A 21,782-nucleotide genomic window follows, 5' to 3' on the forward strand; every position below is an offset into this window, starting at 1 on the left:
GCCGCAATCACCCTTGCCGCGGTGCCCAGATTCCATGTCCCGCCTGCTCTCCCGCCGCCTTGTCGTCCTCACGCTCCTCGTCGTCCTGGCCACGGGTCTGGTCGCCTGCGGCGCCAGCGACGACAAGAGCAGCGGTGCCGACGGTGACGCCACGGCGCTGCTCAAGGACACCTTCGGCGCCAACCATCCGATCCGCAGCGGGCGCGTCGACGCGAACCTCGACGTCGACCTCAAGGGCCTCGCCAAGCTCACCCAGCCGCTGAGCCTGCACCTCAGCGGGCCCTTCCAGTCCAACGGCGGCAAGACGCTGCCGGACTTCGCGCTCGACCTCGACCTCCAGGGCGGCGAGAAGCCCGTCACCGTGGGCGCGGTGTTCGCGGGCGGTGGCGGCTACCTGACGATCGAGGGCCAGGCCTTCGACCTCGGCGCCGATCTCTACAAGACCTTCAAGACGGGCTACGAGAAGGCCAAGGCATCGTCCTCCGCCAAGAGCGCGGGCGACAGCCAGGCATCCTTCTCGGCACTGGGCATCTCGCCACTGCGCTGGCTGCAGGACCCCAAGAACGTCGGTACCGAGGACATCGCCGGCACGGAGACCGTGCACCTCGCCTCGGGCGTGAACGTCGCCAAGCTGCTGGAGGACGTGAGCACGCTGCTGGGCAAGGCCAAGGGCGTGACGTCGGCCGGCGGCGCTGCGACCGGCACCGCGGTTCCAACGTCGCTGACCGCGCAGCAGCGCGACCTCATCACCAAGTCCATCACGTCGGCCAAGGTCGACGTGTGGACGGGCGCCAAGGACCACACGCTGCGCAAGGTCGCGGTCAACGTGCAGGTCGACGTCCCCGCCGAGCTCCGTGCCCAGGCCGGCAACCTGCAGACCGGGCACGTGATCTTCCAGGTGACCTTCGCCCAGCTCAACCAGTCCCAGAAGATCGTCAAGCCCGCCGACGTGCGGCCGATCAGCGAGCTGCGTAGCGCGCTGTCAGACCTTGGTCTGCTGAGCAGCGGTTCGGCGTCGACCACGACGCCCGGCACGACCAACACGACCACGACGCCCTCCACATCACCGGCCACCGGGCCCCAGGCCGACTACGCGCAATGCATCACCAACGCAGGAGAGGACCTCGCCAAGGTCCAGGACTGCGCGCAGTACCTCGGCAAGTAGGCTGCCAGCGGTGCAGCTGCGCTCTTTCCTGTTCAGCGGCGAGGGTTGGCCCTACTTCCTGGTCCCGCTGATCCCGCTGGCGATCATCCTGGACATCATCGGCGCGTCGCCGATCGCGATCTTCTTCATCTCGGCCGGCGGCGTGATCCCGACCGCCGCCCTGATGGGCCGCGCGACCGAGGAGCTCGCGCATCGCTCCGGGCCCGGCATCGGCGGCCTGCTCAACGTGACCTTCGGCAACGCGCCGGAGATCATCATCGCCCTGTTCGCCCTCAACAAGGGCCTGCACGAGGTCGTCAAGGCCTCGTTGATCGGCTCGATGCTGGGCAACATCCTGCTGGTCCTCGGCGCGTCGATGTTCGTCGGCGGCCTGGGCCGCGACCGCCAGAAGTTCGACCGCACCGCGGCCTCCTCCCAGTCGGCCATGCTGCTGCTGGCGGCCGTCGCGCTGGTGATGCCGGCGATCTTCGAGCTGATCCAGGGCAACGGGCTGCCGCTGCCCGGCGACGAGATCCGCGACTACCCGTCCGACGTCGAGCACCTCTCGCTCGCGGTGGCGATCGTGCTGATGGCGACCTACGCCGCCGGGCTGCTCTTCTCGCTGAAGACCCACCGCGATCTCTTCAACCCCGACCACGGCGACGGCTCGGCGCCCGGCACCAACGACGAGGGCGGGGAGCCGTGGACGATCAAGAAGTCCCTCATCATGCTGGGGATCGCCGGCGTGGCGGTCGGGGTGATGTCGGAGATCCTCGTCGGGTCGATCTCGGAGGCCGCCTCGGGCGTCGGCCTGAGCGAGTTCTTCATCGGCGTGATCGTCGTCGCGATCGTCGGCAACGCGGCCGAGCACTGGGTCGCGGTCCTCGTCGCGCGCAAGGACAAGATGGACCTCGCGGTGAACATCTCGATCGGCTCCAGCGCGCAGATCGCGCTGTTCGCCGCCCCGCTGCTGGTCATGTGCTCGTTCTTCATCGGTCCGCACCCGATGGCGCTGGTCTTCAACGGCTTCGAGGTCGGTGCGGTGCTCTTGGCGGTGATGATCGCCAACCACGTCACCAACGAGGGCGAGTCGACGTGGTTTGAGGGGCTCCAGCTGCTGGCGGTCTACGTCGTGCTCGGGCTGACGTTCCTGTTCGCAGGCACGTAGCGGCGCTCAAGGGCGGGTCCGCCCGTCCGACCACACGGTTAATGGACGCGATCCGCGCCACTGCTGCGGCAGCCACGCCGGCGACCGACACCACGTCGACCCCGGCGACGACGACCGGCACGACCGACAGCAAGAAGAGCTTCGCGACGCTGTTCGCCGAGGCCAAGACCAACCTGAAGTCCGGCGAGAAGCTGACCAAGGTCGCCGGGCACGAGTTCGCCCGGATCAAGGGCGGCAAGCGCGACGACATGTGCGTCAACCTGTCGGGCAACGCTCGCAACGGCCAGGCCTTCGACCTGATCTGGCGCGACGGTCATCAGTTCCACGTCTACGGTGGCAAGGGCGCCGACCACAAGGTGGTCGAGGTCGGCAAGAAGGCTGCGACGACGACCACCGACGCCACCAAGACGACCGACGCCACGACGACGGACGCGACGTCCGGCGGCACCGCCACCACCACGCCGACGTCGAGCGACTCGACCTCGGCGAAGAAGTCCTAGAGCTCGTCCTCGTCGGGGTCCTGGACCTCGAACCCGTCGAAGTCGTCGGGATCGTCCTCGGGCTCGGCGAGGCCATCGCTGGTGGCCGTCGCCGAATGGCGCGCCTGGAAACGCTCGATGAGGTCGTCGCGGACATGCTCATCCACGGGCGCCTCGTCGGAGATCAGGACCCAGTCGGCGCCTTCGACCTCTTCCAGGTCGAAGATCTCGTTGTCGAGGTCCGGTGAGTCGTCGACGACGACGAGGACCTCGGTCTGGGGGTTGAAGTACGTCCCGGGTCGGTTGACGAGATCGTCGAGCTCGAAGCGCCGCATGGCCATGGAACGGGTTCTATAGGAAGCGGCGGATCGGCGGCAACTCGGCGTGCTCGCTCAGCTCAGCTCCCGCAACTGCCGTGCCACTTCGGCCTCCACGTCCAGCGGCTCCTTGCCGGCCCGCGCGCGGCGTGCGTTGCGGGCGATGACGAGCTGGCGGACCTCAGCCACCAGCGCCGGGTCGGCTGCTGCGGCGCTCGGTCCGGCGAGCAACTCGGCCAGCTCGGCCTCGACGTCGCCGGGCGCCTGGCCTCGGGCGGTGCGGCGCGCGTTGCGCGCCTCGAGCATCTGGCGGATCTCGGCCTCGCGCTCGCCGGCGGCCAGCGCCGACGTGGGCTCATAGATCGGCCGATCGGTCCCGTCGTTGAGCGACAGGCCGCCGCGGCCGATCTGCCGGTAGACCTCGGCGGTGCCGACGGCCGCCCAGATCGCGGCGATCACCGCCCCGACGAGCACCACCACCAGCACGATCACGAACCTGTCCTGCATCAGCGTCCATTGTGACGACAGTCCAGGTTCGCTTGACGAAGTCGGGTCCTCCGCTACGCTTCCGGGGTAGTCATTGACTGACCAGTCAATCGCCCGATGACGCAGGGGCCGGGCCACGCCCGTTCTCTCCTGCGCACCTCTTGGTTTCAAGGAGACGTTCAAGTGGTCGACTTCACGCTCAGCGACGAGCAGAAGAACCTTCGCGAGCTCGCCCATGACTTTGCGGAGAAGGACATCCGCAGCGTCGCGTGGGAGCACGACAAGGACGGCAGCTGGCCTGCCGAGGTGTTTGCCAAGGCCCATGAGGTCGGGCTGATGAACACCCACATCCCGGAGGAGTACGGTGGACCCGGCCTCTCCTACCTCGACGGCTGTCTGATCGAGGAGGAGCTCTCCTGGGGCTGCTCGGGCATCACGACGTCGCTGGGCGCCAACGGCCTGGCCGCCGCGCCGGTCATCCTCGCCGGCTCCGAGGAGATCAAGAAGAAGTACCTGGGCATGCTCTGCGAGGAGCTCAAGTACGCCTCCTTCTGTTTGACCGAGCCGGGCGCCGGCTCCGACGTGTCGTCGATGCGCACGCGCGCCACCAAGAAGGGCGACAAGTACGTCATCAACGGCCAGAAGTGCTTCATCACCAACGGCACCTACGCCGACTGGTACACGGTCTACGCCAAGACGGACCCGGACGCTGGGCACCGTGGCATCTCGGCCTTCGTCGTGCCCCGTGACGAGACGGTGGTCATCGACAAGAAGGAAGACAAGATGGGCCAGCGGGCGTCGAACACGGCGACCGTGACGTTCAACGACACCGAGATCCCCGCCGACCACATCCTGGGCGAGGAGAACAAGGGCTTCAAGGTCGCGATGATGACCCTGGACCGCACGCGTCCGGGCGTCGCCGCGATGGCCACGGGCATCGCCCGCGCCGCGATGGAGTTCGCCACCGAGTACTCCAAGGAGCGCGTGCAGTTCGGCGTGCCGATCGCGATGCACCAGGCGATCCAGTTCATGATCGCCGACATGGCGACCAAGGTGCACCTCTCGCGCCTGGCCACCTGGCAGTCGGCGGTCCTGCTGGACAACGGCATGCGCAACACGATCGAGTCCTCGCACGCCAAGCGCTTCGCCGCGGACTCCGCGATGGAGGTCGCCACCGACGCCGTGCAGGTCTACGGCGGCTACGGCTTCATCAAGGAGTACCCCGTCGAGAAGCTCATGCGTGACGCCAAGATCATGCAGCTCTACGAAGGCACGTCGCAGATCCAGCGCCTCGTCATCGCTCGCGAGACGCTGCTGCCGCGCCGCATCGAGGAGCCGGCGGCCGCGACGGCCTAGTCGCTTCGCCGCGCGTTTGCAGGACCGGCGGGCCGCCTTCGGGCGGCCCGCCGTCGTTCTGCGTGGCAAGCTGGAGGCATGTCCCGTCGTCGCACGCAGGAGGCGATCGCAGAAGCGGCGCCGTTGGGCGCTGCGCGCGATGCTGCGGGTGGGGCGGACGGGCCGACCTCGTCCGGCGCCGGCTCGGCCGATCCGCTGGCCGGCGAGCTGCGGCGCGCCGGCGTCCTGCCGCTGCTGGTCCTGCACTTCCTCGACGACGGGCCGTCGTACGGCAACGCGCTGATGGAGCGGGTGCAGACGCTCTCGCGCGGCCTGATCGCGGTCAACCCCAACACCATGTACCCGCTGCTGCGCCGGCTGGAGGCCGACGGCCTGATCGCGGGGGAGTGGGAGCATCCCGAGCGCCGCTCGCGGCGCTTTTACCGCTTGACGGAGGCCGGCGAGGCCGAGCGCGCACGGCTGGCGGAGGCGGTTGGGCCGCGGCTGGACGCGGTGGCCCAAGCCCTGGCGGACATCAAGTCCTCGCTGGGCCTGTAGAACACGCGCCATGGGACGCGTCAGAGCCGAGGTCACCGTCGCCGCGCTGGCCAGCGCCGCCGAGGAGCTCTGGTACGACACGAACCGCTGGCCGACCTTCGTCGACGGCCTGGCGCACGTCGCCAAGGTCGAGGGCGACTGGCCGCGCGCCGGCCGCGTGTTGTGGGACACCAGGGCCGATGGTCGCGGCCGCGTCGACGAGCGCGTCATCGAGCACGAGGCCCGCGTCGGTCAGACCGTCACCGTCGAGGACGAGAAGATCACCGGCACCCAGCGCGTCGCGTTCCAGCCAACGAGTAGCGGCTGTCGGATCGTCCTGTCGCTCGACTACCGCCTCAAGATGGACGGCCCGCAGTCCTTCATCATCGACCGCTTCGCGCGCCGGCCGATGCGCGACTCTCTCAGGCGCACGCTGGCGCGCTTCAAGCGCGAGCTCGAGGTTGGCGACCAGATTTAGACGTGCGGGCGCCTATGGCGTTCAGTACGAGCGCGGTGGGGCTGCGCAACGTGGTCTGTTGGCATCGAGGAGAGCGAGCGGGGCGTGCGGCTCGTTGCGCCGGCTCGTCGTCCGCCAGCGTCGCGGGGGTTGGCCTCTTTGGCGCGACCTGCTCTCGTCCAACAGACCCACCCGCGCTGCGCACTGCTCGATCGCACATTGACCGCGATATGCACGGTCAACGTGCGATCGAGTTGACGGATGGCATCGAACCCGCGCATATCGCGGGTTCGATGTCGTCGAGTGACATTTCGGCCCGAATCGCCCCGCCCTCGCGCGAGCGGACGACGAGCTGGCGCTGCGAGCTGCCGATCCCGCTCGCTCTCCTCGGTGCCGACAGACCACGTTGCGCGCCACGGCTAACGCTCGCGCTGAGCTTCAAGGCGATCGCGCTCACCCGCGCTGCGCCCGCCGCGCGGCCACGACCGGCCCTACACGAGCAGCCGCGGCCGCTCGCAGCCGCTCGCAAAGCACGCAGCGGGGTTGCCCTGGGCACCCTGGTGGAAGTGCGGGTGGTCGGTTCCGACGTTGGCCGGGCGTGCGCTGAGGGCGCGGCCGACTGCGGCGATGATGCGACGGGTCATGGGGATCCTTCCGGGGAGATCGGGTCAAGCGACATTGTGACACGCTTGTAACACCGCAAAGGCGTTGCGTGACCCCACTCACAGCGCAGAACCGCTCCGCTAGCCCGATCTGGCTAGTCTTCCGCGTCGCAGCACGCTGAAACGCCGCCAATCAGAAGGGTTTCCGACACCAATGTTCGTGTTCAAGGCCGCCGTCGTCGGCGCCGGAACGATGGGTGGGCAGATCGCGCAGACGATCGCCGCCGCAGGCTTCCCCGTCGTCCTCAAGGACGTCAAGCAGGAGTTCGTCGATGCCGGCCTCACCGAGGCTCGCAACGTCACCGCCGGCCAGATCGGCCGCCTGGTCAAGAAGGGCAAGCTCACCGAGGAGCAGGCCGCCGCCGAGGTCGACCGCATCGTCGGTCTCATCGAAGGCGCGACCGACTACGCCGGCTTCGGCGACGTCGACTTCGTCATCGAGGCCGTCCCCGAGCGCATGGAGATCAAGCAGGCGGTCTTCGCGGAGCTCGACGCCGTGACGCCCGGCCACGCGATCCTCGCCTCCAACACCTCGTCGCTGTCGATCACCGAGATCGGCGACGCGACCCTGCGCCCCGACAAGGTCGTCGGGTTCCACTACTTCTACCCCGCGTCGATCATGCCGCTGATCGAGATCATCGAGGGTGACGACACGTCCTCGGAGACCACCCAGGCCGCCGTCACGTTCGCGCAGGCCATCAAGAAGCAGGCGATCGTCTGCGCCGAGGTCCCGGGCTTCGTCGTCAACCGCATCCTCAACTCCGGCATCGCCGAGATCTGGCGCGACCAGGAGGAGCAGGGCCTCTCGATCAAGAAGATCGACGAGGGCGTCGGGGCGGCCAACGTCGTCCCGATGGGGCCGTACTTCCTCATCAACCTGCTCGGTCTCGACACGGTGCTGCACGTCGCCGAGCACCTGCGCGACTCCTACGGCGACCGCTTCTACGCGCCTGAGGGCATGCAGAAGCTCGTCGCCGACGGCAAGCTCGGCGCCAAGACCGGCGGCGACGGCTTCTACGACACCGAGGGCAACGCGAACCTCGAGGGCGAGGCCGACCCGAACATCGAGGAGCTCGTCGAGAAGCTGGTGCTCAAGACCTTCGTCGAGGCCGCGCTGGTCCTCGAGGAGGGCGTCGCCACCCACCGCGACATCGACTTCGGGATGATGGCCGGCGCCGGCATCGACCCGCGCCGCGGTCTGCTGCCGCCGTTCATGAAGGCCGACATCGAGGGCCTGGACACGATCCTTGAGCGGCTCGAGAGCGCCGAGGAGAAGTGGGGCGAGCGCTTCGCGCCGCCGACGATCCTGAAGCGGCTGGTCGCCCAGGGCCGCCTCGGCCAGAAGAGCGGTCAGGGGTTCTACGCCTACCCGCAGCCCGACGCCGAGCAGCCCGCCGGCGAGGCCGCCGTCGTCAAGCTGGAGTCGCGCGGCGAGACCGCGATCGCCTGGCTGGCCAACGGCCAGATGAACTCGATCGCGCCGCAGGTCATCCAGGACCTCGGCAAGGTCTGGGAGAAGGTGCAGGCCGACGGCGTCCGCTCGCTGGTCATCGCCTCCTCCAACCCGTTCCTGTTCAGCGCCGGGGCCGACATCAAGGCCTTCACGCAGCTCGACGAGAGCAGCGGCGCCGAGCTGATCCACAGCGCCCACGCGCTCTTCCGCGAGCTGGAGACCAAGGGCGTCGCGACGATCGCCGCGGTCAACGGCCTCGCCTTCGGCGGCGGCTGTGAGCTGGCGATGGCCTGCGACGTGCGGATCGCGGCCCAATCGGCGATCTTCGGCCAGCCCGAGATCAAGTTGGGGATCATCCCCGGCTTCGGCGGCACGCAGCGCCTCCCGCGCTTGGTCGGCGAGAACAAGGCGTTGGAGATGAACCTGATCGGCGATCCGGTCGGGGCTGACGAGGCCTACGAGTTCGGCCTCGTCAACCGCGCCGTGCCCGACCACGAGCTGCTGGACACCGCGCTGGCCTGGGCCCGCAAGCTGGCCGAGTCCGCGCCGCTGGCGCTGGCCGAGGTCAAGTCGGTCTCCGCCGCCGGCGACCTGGATCAGGGCATCGAGGACGAGAAGGCCGCGTTCGCGCGTGTCTTCGCCAGCGCTGACGGCAAGGAGGGCATCAGCGCCTTCCTGGGCAAGCGCAAGCCCAACTGGCAGGGCAAGTAAGCGCCTAGCCTGATGGCGGTGAGCGTCGCCACCACGGTTGACTACGCGCGGATCGAGCGACTCGCCTCCCTGATCCGGGAGGCCGAGTCGGTCGTCGCGCTCACCGGCGCGGGGATCTCGGTGCCGTCCGGGATCCCCGACTTCCGCTCGCCGGGAAGCGGCCTGTGGGAGAACGTCAACCCGATGGAGGTCGCGCACATCGATGCCTGGCGCGCCGACCCCGAGCGCTTCTGGCACTTCTACGGCAACCGCTTCCAGACGCTGGAGGACAAGGAGCCCAACGGCGCGCACCACGCGCTAGTGGAGCTGGAGCGGCGCGGCAAGCTCGATGCGGTGATCACCCAGAACATCGATCGCCTGCACCGCCGGGCGGGATCGCAGGAGCTGATCGAGGTCCACGGCTCGATCGACACCTCCTCGTGTCTGACCTGCGGCCGGCGGTATCCGATCGGCGAGGTCCGCGCGCGGCTGGAGGCCTCGCCGATCTCGGTCCCGGACTGCGACTGCGGCCAGCCGCTGAAGCCCGACGTCGTCCTCTTCGGCGAGTGGCTGCCGGAGGGCGCCCTGGAGCGAGCCTACGCCCTGGCTGCCGGCGCCGACGTCCTGCTCTGCATCGGCTCCTCGCTGGAGGTCCATCCGATCGCCCAGCTGCCGGGCGTGACCCGCCAGACCGGCGGCGCGGTCGCGGTTATCACGCAGGGCCCCACACCGTGGGACGCACGCGCGGCGGTCAAGCTCGATGGCGACGTCGTCGCCGAGCTGCAAGCGCTCGTCGCCGCGCTGTAGCGCTGCTGCTCAGCGCACGCGCTCGGCGCCCGCGTAGACGTTGACGCGGCCGCCGCGTGCGAAGCCGGCGAGCGTCATGGCGCGGTCGGAGGCGAGCTCGACGGCCAGCGAGGTGGGGGCGCCGACGCCGACGAGGATCGGGCAGCCGGCAACCGCCGCCTTCTGCACCAACTCGAACGAGAGCCGGCCCGAGACGCAGAGGATCCGGTCGGCGAATGGGAGCTCATCATCGAGCAGCGCGCGCCCGATGACCTTGTCCATCGCGTTGTGGCGTCCGACGTCCTCGCGGACGCAGAGCAGCGTGCCGGCGGGGTCGAAGAGGCCGGTGGCGTGGAGGCCGCCGGTGACCGCGAAGCCGGGCTGGCGCAGGCGGTCGGGGAGCGCGGCGAGCAGCGCGCGGTCGATCGATGGGCCGGGGCCGAGCCGCTCGGCGTGGACGGCGACCTCCTCCAGCGCGCCCTTGCCGCACACGCCGCAGGAGGACGTCGTGTAGAAGCGCCGCTCGCGTGCTTCGGGGCGTAGCGGGACGTCGATCTCGACGGCATTGTTGCTGAGGTCGGGCGTCGGCCCGGCAGCGATGATCGGGCCTGCCAGCAGCCCTTCGCCATGGAGGAAGCCCACGGCCAGCTCCTCGTCATGGCCGGGCGTGCGCATCGTGATCGCCAGCGCTCGGCCTCGCACGCGGATCTCCAGCGGCTCCTCGACCGCGACACGGTCGGCCACCCCGTCGTCGCGCACGACGGGGGCGTGCATGCGAATCGTCGCGTCGCCGGCCATCGGCGGAGTATGCCGCCGCAGGACTCGGCGGCTAGTCCAGCCCGCCGGCCACGCGCGCGATCAGCGCGGCCTCCAGGCGGCTCAGGATGCGGCCGACGTCCTCGACCTGCTGCGCGTCCAGCCCGCCCTCCAGCGCGCGGTTGGCCGCCGCGCCGACCACTGCCCGCTCGTCGCGCAGCTCGGCCAGCCGTGTGGCCATCTCCTCGTGGTGTGACCAGGCCTGCAACTCGGCCAGCGCGGCCTCCAGTGCGATACGCAGCTGCAGCGCAGCCTCGCGCGTGCGCCCGCGATCCAGGTCCAGCCGCGCGCGCAGCGTCAGCTCTTCGGCGGCCAGCGCCACGTCGCGGCCGGCCAGCAGCGCCGCAAAGCGCTCCTGCGGGCGCAGCGCGCGCTCGCGCTTCTTGGGCGCCGTGGCGGCCGGCGGCAGCGCGCGCGCCTCGGCCCAGTGGCCGTGGGCGACATCCTCGCCGTTGCCGATGCCGACGCGGATCGCCAGCGCCTGCTCGGCGGCGATCTCGCGCACGAACGGATCGGTTCGCACCAGTCGTTCGGCGTGCAGGACGGTGTTCAGTACGGCGACCGCGGCATGAACCTCGGCGGTCAGGTCGGCGCCCTCCAGCCACGCGGCGGCGACATCGTGGTCGCTGAGCGGCGTCGCGGCGATGAGCGTGGCGACCGTCACCGGGACGGTCGCGAGCTCCGGCTCCTCGGAGACGCGCTTGGCCCCGCCACGGCGGCGCAGCAGGCGCCGGCGCGGCTCCGCCCCGACGGTCTCCAGGACGAGCACGTGCTCGGGCTCACCCGCGTGGCCGCGCAGCACATAGCGCCCGTCGGCGGGACCAAGGACCCAGGGCAGCTCCAGCTGGACGAAGCGGAAGCGGGACCCGGGGGTGGGGGCGTCCAGGGCGCTACTCGCTGGCGTGCGCGTCGCTGGCGCGGTCGGCCGGCGTCGTGGCGGTCTTCGGGTCGTCGATCGCGTACTTCGAGGGCGACGTCAGGACCTTCGGGTTGTCGATCTGACCGAGGCGGTCGATCAGCTTGATCCACTGCTTGGGCTTCAGCGCCGAGTTGAGCTGGCGGCCGAGCTTGGAGTCCGAGCCGTACAGCGGGCGGAAGCCGACGTGGATGTGATCGTTGTGATCGGGCAGCGACAGGGTGTTGTCGGCGCCGTCGAAGGTCATGAGGCTGATGATCTGGTGGGGCTTCATCGTGCCCTGCAGCGTCAGCAACCGGCGGATCGTCATGTCGGTGATCGAGCCCTCGCCTTGGTGGCCGAGGATCGGAATCCCGTTGATCGCGGCGATGTCGACGGCCGAGCCACTCGAGTGCTCGGAGATGTTGCCCGACGTCGTCATCAGGCTGTGGCCGCACTCCAGCGCGCTGACCGTGGGCTTGAGGCCCGAGGCGGAGAGGAACTCCAACGTGGCCAGGACGCGGCGGTCGATGTTGCCCGCGCGGATGTCGGTGCGGCCGCAGTCGTAGATCTGGATGCGCGAGTCGGTCAGCACGCGGCGCTGGAGCGACTCCTTGCTCATCAGCAGGATCTGGCCGATCGACGGGTTCTTGGCGTCGGGGCCGAAGAACGGGTTCTTGCCGGCAGCGCGGTAGATCGCGGTGGATTCCAGCAGCTTCCAGCCGTCGAGGATCGGCTTGGGGTCGATTCTCGGCGCGCCCTTGCCGGCGGGGCGGATCTCGAAGAGGAGGTGCGAAGCGACGTGCTTCTGGGTCTTGCCGACGCGGCCCAGGACCGTTCCGGCCACAACCTTCGAGCCCACCTTGAGCTTCTTGATCGTGACGTTCTTGGCGTCCAGGCCGAGGACCTTGGTGAACTGGGCCTGGTAGCTGGTGCCGCCGGACTGGAACTCGCGGTTGAGCAGCTGCTCCTCGCCGCCCTGCTTGTAGGACGCCGGGCGCGACGGGTTGGCAAACGCGCGCTCCTTGGTCACGTTGACCTGCGTCGAGCCGACGACGCTGACCTTTGCGCCGGCGGTCTGCGCGGAGGCGACGGCCTGCGGGGCGCTCTTCTTGGCGGCGGCGGCCTTGGGCTGCGATCCGGCGCTGGCGGCCTGGGTCGGCTTGGGGTCCTTCTTGGGCAGCCCCAGCTCCTTGGCGACCTGCGCCTTGGAGACCTTCTCGGCCTTCGGCACGGCGTAGGCGATGGCGACCTTCTTGAGCTGCGCGTACGTGTAGGTGTTGCCGTAGACGTCCTGGATCTGGATGAACTGACCGAGGCGCTTGGTCTTGCCGATCTTGACGACCCTGCCGTCTTGGGTCGCGATCGCCGCTGAGCCGGCCTTGGCGTAGATGTTGATCCCACGGCGGCTCGTGTTGGCCTCGACCGGCACGGCCGCGTTGTGGCCCTTGGCGATCTTGGCGTTGATCTGACGCTCGGAGAGGTCGTCGGCGTAGGTGGCCTTGGCGCTGACGGGGAAGTGACCCTGGGTCAGACCGGTGAGCGAGCCGACGAGATCGGACGGGATGCCGCCGATCAGCCGCGCGCGCATGAGAACCGAGTCGACGTACCAGTCGGCGTGGTTGTAAGAGAAGATCGCCTTGCGCACGTCGGTGTCGGCGCCGGCGGCCTTGAGGTAGCGCGCGGCCGCAAAGATCGCGTCGACGGGGTTGAAGGGATCCTTCTTGCCGTCGTGGTTGGCGTCGACGCCGTACTGCTTCCACGTCGACGGCATGAACTGCATCCAGCCCAGCGCGCCGGCGGTCGAGACGTTGAGGTTGCGGCCGTAGTCGGTCTCGATCTCGTTGATGCCCGCCAGGACCTCCCAGCGGATGCCGTACTCGATGCCGGCAGCCTGGTAGATCGGGAGCAGGAACGGCGGGATCCGGAACTTGTCGATGAAGAAGTTCGGGACGCCGATTGCCGCCGCGCCCGGGAGGCCCTCGGAGAAGGTCGGGTTGGCCGCGGTCGGGACGCCATCGGACTGGCGGATCGCGGTGGCGTCGGGCTTACCGTCGGACTTGGAGCCGTCGGCGTTGTCGCCGGTCGCCTTGCGCAGCTCCTTGCCGACCGTGCCCTGGCCCTGCTGGCCGCCGGCCGAGACGGAGGGCGCGCTCTCGCCGAGAGCGGGCACGCTGTCGGTCGCGGTGCCGGCGGGGGCAGCGTCGCTCGGAACCGGCGCGGCGCCGGGGTCGGTCGCCGCGGGCGCGGGCGTCGCGGCCGGCGGATCCGGCGTGGCCGCGGGCGGCGCAGGCGTGGGGGAGGAGCTCGTGCCGGCGTCGGTGGTCGTCGCCGGCGTGGTGGCGTCGGTCGTGGCGCTCGCGTCAGACGTCGACGTCGAGGCAGCCGGCAGCGCGTCGGTGCCGGTCGTGGCGGCGTCCGGTGGCGTGTCGACCTGCACCGTGACGGTTTGGCCGCCCAGCAGCGTGACCGTGATGGTCCGCAGCTGTGCCGACGCCGGGAAAACGGCAGCACTGAAGCCCGCCGTGAACACCCCGGCGGACATGAGTCCGATCAGCAGCTTGCGCCGTCTCATGAAAAGTTGAAATCTCCTCCCGCGACCCGGTCAGGCCCGACCGCGCCGCTGGTGCAGCGTGACCCTACCAAGGGGAGCCGATCGGGAATGCAGGACGGTACTTGCATGTTTCTGGTTGTGCAAACCGCAACCACCTGCGGGCGTGTACCCAGGAGGGCACAGCTCCAGAAGAGGTGCGTGTCCCAGAGATCGGCCAGACGGCGTGCGGACTTGAAGACCGGACGTCCGTTGTCAGCGGCAAGTTGCGCCCTCGGGGTTGGGAATGTTTGAGCTCAGCCTCTGGTCGAGGTTGAGTGTTTTGTCAAGGCCACGCCGCCGAGTACGGTTTGCGGCCGTCACGCGCTGCATCAAATACAAGAGAGACGACCGATGAGTGAACAGGCAGAGAACGACCCCAACGACGGGCTGCGCGAGCGCCTGCAGAAGCAGGGCGAGGACGCCCTCGGGCAGGTGGCCCAGCAACTGCTCGAGAGCCCGCTGGTGCACCGAGCGCTCGCCGGGGCGTTTGACGCGCGCGAGAAGGCGGCACAGGCCCAGGAGGCCGCGATGGGGGCGCTCAACCTGCCATCGGCGGCCGATCTCGAACGGCTCACACGGCGCGTGCGCTCGTTGAGCCAGCGCCTGGAGGGCATCGAGGACGGCGTCGATCGCCTCGACGAGCGGCTCGCGGAGATATCGGCCCGGCCGTCGTCCGGCATCGAGGAGCGGCTTGGGGGGATCGAAGAGGCGCTGCAGAAGCTCGGCAACGAGGTCGAGGCGCTGCGCAAGAAGCTGGGGGCGGGCGGGTCGGCATCCCCGCCCAGGCGCGCGGCTGCCAAGAAGGCCTCGCCCGCGGCGGCCAAGAAGGCCTCGGCCTAGCGACCGGGCGCTGACAGCTGTCAGGCGAGCGCCGCGGCGGCCGCACGCCCGGCCGCGTCGCCGGCCGCGGCGAGCGCCTCGTCATCGCAGCGCGTGCCGCGGATGTCGACGGCGATCGTGACGATCGCGGCGAAGGTGATGCCGTGGCGCGCGGCGACGGCGGCCAGCGCGCCGGTCTCCAGGTCGGCCGCCAGCGCGCCGGCGGCGCTCCAGGCCTCGGTGAGCGCGACGGCGTCGGGCGCGTAGAGCAGGTCGTGGGAGGCGACGATGCCGTCGCGGTCGGCGGCGGCGACCAAGTGCTCGGTCACCGGGCCATCCAGATCCTGATGTGCCGTGGCGCCGAGCGCGCGGCTCGTCCCGTCGTCGGCCACCACGCCGGTCGCGGCGAGCAGGTCGCCGCAGTCCAGCGTCGCGTCGACCGCGCGCGCCGTCCCGACCCGCACCGCCCGGCGGACGCCGAGCGTCACGAGCTCCTCCAGCACGATCGCCGCGCTCGGACCGCCCATGCCGGTGCTCTGGATCGTCAGCGGTTTACCGTCCGCAGCCGTGCCCGTGTACCCCCACAGGCCGCGGTGGTGGTTGAACATCAGGCGGTCGTCGCCAAGCACGGACTGGGCGAGAGCGAGCGCGCGGCCGGGGTCGCCCGGCAGCAGCACGCGCTCGGCGAGCGCCGCGACGGGACGCAGGTGGATCGGCGAGGCGGTGGGTTCCGGCACGGGCGCGCCACGATACGGATCGCCGCGCTCCGTAGAATCGCTGGAGCGATGGCCAAGAACGCCGATCAGGACGGGCCGGAGGGCAGCGGCGGGGCGAAGTCTCGCGCCGAGCAACTGCGCTCAGCGGTCGAGGGTGCCTTCGGCGCGACCGCGCAGGGGGCCGCGCCGGTGCAGAAGCGTGCGCAAGAGCTCGCCGACGAGCTGGTCGGCGCCGCCTCGCGCGTCCGTGATGCGCTGGAGGAGCTGCGGCCGCCGTCGCCGGAGGAGCTCGACACGTTGCGGGCGCAGGTCGATGCGCTGGAGCGCCGGGTCGCCGAGCTCGAGGGTGCCGCAGCGGCGAAGCCCAAGCCCAAGCCCAAGCCAAAGCCCAAGCGCTCCTGAGCCCGGTGACCGCGCGCCGCGTCCTGCTGACGGGCGTGTCCGGCCCGTTGGGTGCGCGGGTCGCCACGGCGTTGGCCGCCGACCCCAACGTCGAGCACGTCATCGGCATCGACACCCGCCGGCCGCCCGGCGCGCTTGCTGACCGGATCACGTTCGTTGAGGCTGACCTGCGCGGCGGCGAGCTCGCCTCGATCCTGAAGGTCGCGGCACCACAGGTGGTCGTCCACCACGACATCGTCCAGTTTCCCGAGCCCGGCCGCTCGGTGCACACGCTGCACGACCTCAACGTGATCGGGACGCTCCAGCTCCTGGCCGCCTGCGGCGAGCTGCCGGGCTTGCAGGCGCTCATCGTCCGTGGGTCGGCCTCGATCTACGGCTCGGCGCCCGACGCGCCGGCCTTCTTCACCGAGGACCTGGCGCGCAGCGCGACCCTGCGCACGCGCTTCCAGCGTGACGTTGGCGAGCTCGAGCGCCTCGTCGAGGCGTTTGCCCGTCGCCATCCGGCGGTGACCTGCACGGTCCTGCGGCTGCAGCCGGTCATCGGTGCGACGGTCGACACGCCGATCATGCGGCTCTTTCGCTCGGCGGTCGTCCCGACGTTCCTCGGCTACGACCCGCGGTTGCAGTTCCTGCTCGACGACGATGCGGTTGGCGCGGTGGCGGCGGCGGTCGCCGCCCCGGTGCGTGGCGCGGTCAACGTCGCCGGCGACGGGACGGTCTCGCTCGCGCGGACGCTGCGGCGGCTAGGTAAGCGCTCGCTGCCGATCGCCGCGCCGCTGTACGGCGCCACCGTCGCCGCGCTGGCGCGCACCGGCGCGCTGCCGCCGCTTAACGATGACGTCGTCCGCTACCTGCGCCACGGCCGCGGGGTCGACACCACGCGGATGCGCCGCGACCTGCACTTCGTCCCGACGCACACGACCGCTGAGGCGATCGATGCGGTCGCCGCGAAGATCCGCTCAGAGCCTGTGAGGGCTGCCGCATGAGCCGCTCGTGCGGATCTCCGGGAGCTGTGCGAAACGAACAGTCGGCGGCGGCCGCATGATCGGCCCGTTCGGCCTCGTCCGCGACCTGCGCCGCGCGCTCGACGCCGCCGGGCGCCGCCTGCGCGGCGACTACGAGGAGGACGAGTGGGGCTACGACCCCTCGTTCGCCGCAGCCGCCGAGCCGCTGCTGAGCTTTCTTTATGACCGCTGGTGGCGCGTGACCGCGACCGGGACCGAGCACGTCCCGCGCGACGGTCGCGCGCTGCTGGTCGCCAACCACGCAGGCGTCCTGCCGTGGGACGCGGCGATGATGGCGACCGCGCTGCGCCGCGCGGGCATCACCCGCGACCCGCGCTTTCTCGTCCTGGACTGGGCCTTCGGCCTGCCGTGGGCATCGGTCGCGATCCGTCGCAACGGCGGCGTCCCCGCTTCGCCCTACAACGCGCTGCGCCTCTTGCAGCAAGACCACTTGGTGATGGTCTTCCCCGAGGGCGCCAAGGGCGTCGGCAAGCCGTGGTCGGAGCGCTACCGCCTGCAGCGCTTTGGGCGTGGCGGCTTCGTCGAGCTCGCGCTGCGCACGGGCGCGCCGATCATCCCGTGTGCGATCGTGGGCAGCGAGGAGATCTACCCCAAGTTGGGTGAGCTCCCCGGTGTGGCCAAGCTGTTCGGCGCCCCATACATGCCGATCACGCCGACGTTCCCGCTGCTCGGACCGTTCGGCGCGATCCCGCTGCCGTCGCGCTGGCGGATCGCGTTTGGCGCCCCGATCGACCTCGCGCCGCTCGGCGCGGAGGCCGCTGACGATCGCGCGACGGTGCTGGAAGTGGCCGAGGACGTCCGTGCCCGCATCCAGTCCATGGTGTACGACAACCTGATCGAACGTCAGGGGGCGTTCCGATGACGTTGACTTCTGCCGGCCACGGGAGTACCCATGACGGACATAAGGCCGGAGAGTGGGTGGCTCGATTCCACCCGCAAGGTGCCGCCCCTCGCGGACGAGCACCGGCGGCCTCGTCGCGGGCCGTGCCCGCGAGCGGCGGGATCCGACACCGGGGTCTCGCCGCCTTTATGAGGAGCCCGCAACGATGAGCGGCGAGTACCCGAGCCTCGCCGAGATCGCTCGGCGCGTCGGCATCACCGCGCCGACGCTGCGGCGCTGGGTCGCCTCCGGCCTCGTGCCCGTCGACGGCGACGGTGCGCCGACCGCCGCCTCGCTTGCCCATGCGCGGGTGGTCGCGCGGCTGCGCGAGCGCGGCCACTCGCTTGCCGAGATCCGCGAGGCGACCGAGAGCGGCCGCCTGGCCTCCAGCTACATCGAGGGGCTGCTGCCTGATGCGCCCGCGACCTGGACGCTGGCCGCTGCCGCGCGCGACACCGGCCTCGAGGCCGCGCTGATCGAGCGCATCTTCTTGTCGATGGGCTTCGGCGCCCAGAGCCTGGAGCGCCTCACCGACGACGACGTGCAGTTGCTGCGCTACGCGGCTGCCGTGCTCGCCGCCGGGCTGCCGCTGGTTGCCTTCCTGCAGCTTGTGCGCGTCTACGGCCAGGCGATGTCGCAGATCGCCGATGCCGAGGTCCGGCTCTTTCACCTCTACGTCCACGAGCCGTTGATGCGCGACGGCGTCCCGGGCTGGGAGATGGCGGAGGAGATGGAGGGCCTCGCGCGCGAAATCCTGCCGCTGGCCTCGCCGATCATGGACCACGCTCACAACCGGTTCTTGCAGCACTTCATCGAGCAGGACGTCATCGGCCACATGGAGACCGACCTCGGCGACGGGCAGCTGGACCTCGGCCGGCTGCGCGTGGCGATCGCCTTTGCCGACCTCGCGGGCTACACGCGCCTGACCGAGGAGCTCGGCGACGAGGAGGCGGTGAGCACCGTCGAGCGCTTCGTCGAGCAGGTTGAGCTCTCGCTGCCCGAGGAGGCACGGATCATCAAGACGATCGGCGACGAGGTGATGGTCGTCGGCTCTGACCCGGCGGCGCTGCTGGACTGGGCGGTGGCCTTCCAGGAGGACTTCAAGCGGCGCCCGCTGCCGCGCATCGGGATCCACTACGGCGAGACGCTCTACCGCGACGGGGACTACTACGGACGCGAGGTCAACCAGGCCTCGCGCGTCGCGGCGCGGGCGGCCGGGGGCGAGGTGCTGGCGACGCGACCGGTCGTCGACCACGCCCATGCCGGCCTGGAGCTCGAACGCATCGGCGAGGTCCGCCTCAAGGGCTTTGCCGACACGACCGAGCTGTTCCTCGCCCGCAGCGCCGGACCGAAGGACTGACGCGATGGACGATTTGCTGGAGCGCGTCCGCGCCACCGGCATCGTCCCGACCGGCGGCGGCGCCCCCCTCGTCGTCCTGTTCTCGGGCGGGCGCGATTCGACCTGCCTGCTGGACATCTGCGTCGAGCTCGCGGGCGTCGATGTGGTCCAGGCGCTGCACGTCGACTACGGCCTGCGCGGGGCGGCGTCTGACGGCGACCGCGAGCATTGCGTCGCGCTCTGTGAGCGGCTCGGCGTCGCGCTGGAGCTCCGTCGCGCGGGGGCGCCGAGCGGCAACGTGCAGGGCTGGGCGCGCAAGCTGCGCTACGCCGCCGGGGCCGAAGCCGTCGCAGCGCTCGGCCCGGGCGCGCGCCTGGTCGCCGGCCACACGATCTCTGACCAGGTCGAGACGATCCTCTACCGGCTGGCGGTCTCGCCGGGGCGGCGGGCGCTGCGGGGCATGGAAGCCGAGACCGAGCGGCTGATCCGCCCGCTGCTGGCCGCCGAGGCCACCCGGACTGACACCGCCGCGTGGTGTGAGGCGCGCGGGCTGCCGTGGCGTGACGATGCCTCCAACCTGGACCGTGCCTACGCGCGCGCCCGCGTCAGAGAGGACCTGCTGCCGGCGCTCCGTGCCGTCGACGCGCGCGCCGAGGTCAACATCCTGCGCACCGCGCGCCTGCTGCGCGATGAGGGCGCGGTGCTCGACGAGCTTGTCGATGGCGTCTTAGGAGGCCGTGACCAGCTGCCGCGCGCCGAGCTCGTCGCGCTGCCCGGGGCGTTGGGACGGCTCGTGCTGCGGCGCCTGGCCGAGGAGGCGGTCGGCGGCCTCTGCGGGCGCGCCGCGACGCGCCTGGCCGATGTGCTCGCGCTGGGTGACGACGGCGCGCTGGACCTCGGCGACGGCGCGCGCGCGATCGTGGCCGACGGCACCGTTCGGGTAGGGCGCACGCCCGCGCGGCCGCCGAAGCGTTAGCTTGCGCGTCCTATGCGGGACCCCCAGATCGGCGAGATCCTCGTCCAGCCCGATGACCTCAAGCAGAAGGTCCGCGACCTCGGCGCACAGATCTCGGTCGACTACGCCGATCGCGATCTGCTGCTGGTCTGCGTCCTGAAGGGGGCGGTCTTCTTCCTGGCCGACCTCATGCGTCACATCGACATCCCCTGCGAGGTCGACTTCATGGCCGTCTCCTCTTACGGGTCAGAGACCGATTCCTCGGGCGTCGTGCGGATCCTCAAGGACCTCGATCGGCCGATCGCCGGCCGCGATGTCCTCATCGTCGAGGACATCGTCGATTCCGGGTTGACGCTGCAGTACCTGATGCGCAACCTCGGCGCGCGCGAGCCCGCATCGCTGGAGGTCTGCGCGCTGCTCACCAAGCCTGACCGGCGCAAGGTCGAGCTGCCGACGCGCTACGTCGGCTTCGAGATCCCCGACAAGTTCGCCATCGGCTACGGCCTCGACGTGGCCGAGCGCTACCGCAACCTTCCGTACGTCGCCGCGTTGAGCGAGCAGTAGGCACGCAACCGTCCGGGGCGCAAGCACTGCCCTGATACCCTCAGCGCCTTGCGCACGATGCGAAAGCCCCCCGCGCACCTCCTATGAGCCGGTTCTTCAAAAGCGCCGCATTTCCCATCCTCATCGTGGTGGTGCTGGCCTTCTTTGCCCAGAAGCTGATCTCGACGGGTGATCAGAAGGCACCGCCGAGCTACGGCGAGTTCATCCAGCAGCTTCAGCAGCCGGGCGTCATCAAGTCGGTCGAGCTGAAGACCAAGGACAACTCGATCTCGGTCACGGAGGCCAGCGGCAAGAAGTACGAGACAGGCTTCACGGATCAGGGCTCGGCCGATCTCACCAAGCAGCTGCAGACGGCCAAGGCCAACCACAACATCCAGAACTACGACATCCAGCCGCGGAAGTCGAGCGCCCTGCTGGGGCTGCTGACCTACGTGCTGCCGTTCGTCATCTTCATCGCGTTCTGGATCTTCCTGATGAACCAGGTCCAGGGTGGCGGCTCCAAGGTCATGTCGTTTGGCAAGTCGCGCGCCAAGCGCATGTCGGTCGACTCGCCCAAGATCACCTTCCGCGACGTCGCGGGTGTGGACGAGGCGGTGGAGGAGCTCCACGAGATCAAGGAGTTCCTCGAGAACCCGAAGAAGTTCCAGGCCCTTGGTGCGCGCATCCCCAAGGGCGTGCTGCTCTTCGGCCCTCCGGGCACGGGCAAGACGCTGCTCGCGCGCGCCGTGGCCGGCGAGGCCGGCGTGCCGTTCTTCTCGATCTCGGGCTCGGACTTCGTCGAGATGTTCGTGGGCGTGGGCGCCTCCCGCGTGCGCGACCTCTTCGAGCAGGCCAAGCAGAACTCGCCCTGCATCATCTTCATGGACGAGATCGACGCCGTCGGCCGCCACCGTGGCGCCGGCATGGGCGGCGGGCACGACGAGCGCGAGCAGACGCTCAACCAGCTCCTCGTCGAGATGGACGGCTTCGAGATGAAGGACAACGTCATCTTGATCGCCGCCACGAACCGTCCGGACATCCTGGACCCGGCGCTGCTGCGCCCCGGCCGCTTTGACCGCCAGATCGTCGTGGATCGTCCGGACCGCAAGGGCCGCGCGAAGATCCTCGAGGTTCACACGCGCGGCAAGCCGCTGGCCAAGGAGATCCACATCGACGATCTCGCCGGTCAGACCCCGGGCTTCACCGGCGCCGACCTCTCCAACCTCGTCAACGAGGCCGCGCTGCTTGCCGCCCGCAACGGCAAGCGCGAGATCACGCAGGTCGA

At 70.1% G+C, this 21,782-nt stretch carries 23 protein-coding genes; 16 read left to right on the forward strand and 7 right to left on the reverse strand.

The window, feature by feature from the left end; genetic code table 11:
- Positions 1–34: 34 nt before the first annotated feature.
- The 3 genes from VGO10_RS08830 to VGO10_RS08840 are packed head-to-tail and all read left to right on the forward strand — an operon-like array spanning position 35 to position 2,812.
- The gene (locus VGO10_RS08830; protein ID WP_327467310.1) at positions 35–1,165 is read left to right on the forward strand and encodes a hypothetical protein; all 1,131 of its coding nucleotides are present in this window, start codon (positions 35–37) and stop codon (positions 1,163–1,165) included.
- Positions 1,166–1,175: 10 nt separating this feature from the next.
- Positions 1,176–2,312 carry a calcium/proton exchanger gene (gene cax / locus VGO10_RS08835; protein WP_327467312.1) on the forward strand — a complete coding sequence of 379 codons (1,137 nt, stop codon included), beginning with the start codon at positions 1,176–1,178 and terminating at the stop codon, positions 2,310–2,312.
- Positions 2,313–2,353: 41 nt separating this feature from the next.
- Positions 2,354–2,812 carry a hypothetical protein gene (locus VGO10_RS08840; protein WP_327467314.1) on the forward strand — a complete coding sequence of 153 codons (459 nt, stop codon included), beginning with the start codon at positions 2,354–2,356 and terminating at the stop codon, positions 2,810–2,812.
- Here VGO10_RS08840 and VGO10_RS08845 read toward each other — a convergent pair.
- Both VGO10_RS08845 and VGO10_RS08850 read right to left on the reverse strand, forming a co-directional pair.
- A complete protein-coding gene (locus VGO10_RS08845; protein ID WP_327467316.1) occupies positions 2,809–3,132 on the reverse strand; it encodes a hypothetical protein in 324 nt (107 codons plus the stop codon). The two genes, VGO10_RS08840 and VGO10_RS08845, sit on opposite strands and share 4 nt — an antisense overlap.
- A 51-nt stretch (positions 3,133–3,183) precedes the next feature.
- Complete coding sequence (locus VGO10_RS08850; RefSeq protein ID WP_327467318.1) at positions 3,184–3,615, reverse strand: hypothetical protein; 432 nt, start codon at positions 3,613–3,615, stop codon at positions 3,184–3,186.
- A gap of 162 nt (positions 3,616–3,777) precedes the next feature.
- On the opposite strand from VGO10_RS08850, the gene VGO10_RS08855 reads away from it, so the two are divergent.
- The 3 genes from VGO10_RS08855 (at position 3,778) to VGO10_RS08865 (ending at position 5,944) form a co-directional block, all read left to right on the forward strand.
- Positions 3,778–4,950 (forward strand): acyl-CoA dehydrogenase family protein, encoded by a 1,173-nt coding sequence (locus tag VGO10_RS08855; RefSeq protein WP_327467320.1) that lies wholly within the window; start codon positions 3,778–3,780, stop codon positions 4,948–4,950.
- Positions 4,951–5,028: 78 nt separating this feature from the next.
- Entirely contained in the window at positions 5,029–5,487 is a 459-nt protein-coding gene (locus tag VGO10_RS08860) for a PadR family transcriptional regulator (protein WP_327467323.1), read from the forward strand.
- Positions 5,488–5,497: 10 nt separating this feature from the next.
- Positions 5,498–5,944, forward strand: a complete 447-nt coding sequence (locus tag VGO10_RS08865; RefSeq protein ID WP_327467325.1) for an SRPBCC family protein — start codon at positions 5,498–5,500, stop codon at positions 5,942–5,944.
- Between the two features lie 470 nt (positions 5,945–6,414).
- On the opposite strand, the gene VGO10_RS08870 is transcribed toward VGO10_RS08865, so the two are convergent.
- Positions 6,415–6,567 (reverse strand): hypothetical protein, encoded by a 153-nt coding sequence (locus VGO10_RS08870; protein WP_327467327.1) that lies wholly within the window; start codon positions 6,565–6,567, stop codon positions 6,415–6,417.
- Positions 6,568–6,739: 172 nt separating this feature from the next.
- Here VGO10_RS08870 and VGO10_RS08875 point away from each other — a divergent pair, with 172 nt between their 5' ends.
- Both VGO10_RS08875 and VGO10_RS08880 read left to right on the forward strand, forming a co-directional pair.
- Positions 6,740–8,749 carry a 3-hydroxyacyl-CoA dehydrogenase/enoyl-CoA hydratase family protein gene (locus VGO10_RS08875; protein WP_327467329.1) on the forward strand — a complete coding sequence of 670 codons (2,010 nt, stop codon included), beginning with the start codon at positions 6,740–6,742 and terminating at the stop codon, positions 8,747–8,749.
- Between the two features lie 18 nt (positions 8,750–8,767).
- Positions 8,768–9,535 carry an NAD-dependent deacylase gene (locus tag VGO10_RS08880; RefSeq protein WP_327467331.1) on the forward strand — a complete coding sequence of 256 codons (768 nt, stop codon included), beginning with the start codon at positions 8,768–8,770 and terminating at the stop codon, positions 9,533–9,535.
- Between the two features lie 9 nt (positions 9,536–9,544).
- Here the strand turns inward: VGO10_RS08880 and fdhD are convergent, their stop codons facing one another.
- From fdhD to VGO10_RS08895, 3 genes are all read right to left on the reverse strand, one after another.
- Positions 9,545–10,312, reverse strand: a complete 768-nt coding sequence (fdhD, locus tag VGO10_RS08885) for a formate dehydrogenase accessory sulfurtransferase FdhD (protein WP_327467333.1) — start codon at positions 10,310–10,312, stop codon at positions 9,545–9,547.
- Between the two features lie 31 nt (positions 10,313–10,343).
- Positions 10,344–11,132 carry a hypothetical protein gene (locus tag VGO10_RS08890; RefSeq protein ID WP_327467335.1) on the reverse strand — a complete coding sequence of 263 codons (789 nt, stop codon included), beginning with the start codon at positions 11,130–11,132 and terminating at the stop codon, positions 10,344–10,346.
- A gap of 88 nt (positions 11,133–11,220) precedes the next feature.
- Positions 11,221–13,800: a lytic murein transglycosylase gene (locus VGO10_RS08895; protein ID WP_327467337.1), complete on the reverse strand. Its 2,580-nt coding sequence runs from the start codon at positions 13,798–13,800 to the stop codon at positions 11,221–11,223.
- A gap of 369 nt (positions 13,801–14,169) precedes the next feature.
- On the opposite strand from VGO10_RS08895, the gene VGO10_RS08900 reads away from it, so the two are divergent.
- A complete protein-coding gene (locus tag VGO10_RS08900; RefSeq protein WP_327467339.1) occupies positions 14,170–14,658 on the forward strand; it encodes a hypothetical protein in 489 nt (162 codons plus the stop codon).
- 20 nt (positions 14,659–14,678) lie between these two features.
- On the opposite strand, the gene VGO10_RS08905 is transcribed toward VGO10_RS08900, so the two are convergent.
- On the reverse strand, positions 14,679–15,374 hold the full coding sequence (locus tag VGO10_RS08905; protein WP_327467340.1) for a hypothetical protein: 696 nt from the start codon (positions 15,372–15,374) through the stop codon (positions 14,679–14,681).
- Between the two features lie 48 nt (positions 15,375–15,422).
- On the opposite strand from VGO10_RS08905, the gene VGO10_RS08910 reads away from it, so the two are divergent.
- From VGO10_RS08910 to VGO10_RS08940, 7 genes are all read left to right on the forward strand, one after another.
- Positions 15,423–15,755, forward strand: coding sequence for a hypothetical protein (locus VGO10_RS08910; protein WP_327467341.1), 333 nt, complete (start codon positions 15,423–15,425; stop codon positions 15,753–15,755).
- A 5-nt stretch (positions 15,756–15,760) separates the two neighbouring features.
- Positions 15,761–16,741, forward strand: a complete 981-nt coding sequence (locus tag VGO10_RS08915) for an NAD-dependent epimerase/dehydratase family protein (RefSeq protein WP_327467342.1) — start codon at positions 15,761–15,763, stop codon at positions 16,739–16,741.
- 55 nt (positions 16,742–16,796) lie between these two features.
- A complete protein-coding gene (locus tag VGO10_RS08920) occupies positions 16,797–17,642 on the forward strand; it encodes a lysophospholipid acyltransferase family protein (protein ID WP_327467343.1) in 846 nt (281 codons plus the stop codon).
- 184 nt (positions 17,643–17,826) lie between these two features.
- On the forward strand, positions 17,827–19,020 hold the full coding sequence (locus tag VGO10_RS08925; protein ID WP_327467344.1) for an adenylate/guanylate cyclase domain-containing protein: 1,194 nt from the start codon (positions 17,827–17,829) through the stop codon (positions 19,018–19,020).
- A gap of 4 nt (positions 19,021–19,024) precedes the next feature.
- The gene (tilS, locus tag VGO10_RS08930) at positions 19,025–19,975 is read left to right on the forward strand and encodes a tRNA lysidine(34) synthetase TilS (protein ID WP_327467346.1); all 951 of its coding nucleotides are present in this window, start codon (positions 19,025–19,027) and stop codon (positions 19,973–19,975) included.
- A gap of 12 nt (positions 19,976–19,987) precedes the next feature.
- Positions 19,988–20,518 carry a hypoxanthine phosphoribosyltransferase gene (gene hpt / locus VGO10_RS08935; protein ID WP_327467348.1) on the forward strand — a complete coding sequence of 177 codons (531 nt, stop codon included), beginning with the start codon at positions 19,988–19,990 and terminating at the stop codon, positions 20,516–20,518.
- An 83-nt stretch (positions 20,519–20,601) separates the two neighbouring features.
- Positions 20,602–21,782: ATP-dependent metallopeptidase FtsH/Yme1/Tma family protein (locus VGO10_RS08940; RefSeq protein WP_327467350.1), on the forward strand; the 1,181-nt coding region annotated here is incomplete at its 3' end.

Origin of the sequence: Baekduia sp. (genome assembly GCF_035996765.1) — a bacterium.
In the GTDB taxonomy this organism is placed as follows: Bacteria; Actinomycetota; Thermoleophilia; order Solirubrobacterales; family Solirubrobacteraceae; genus Baekduia.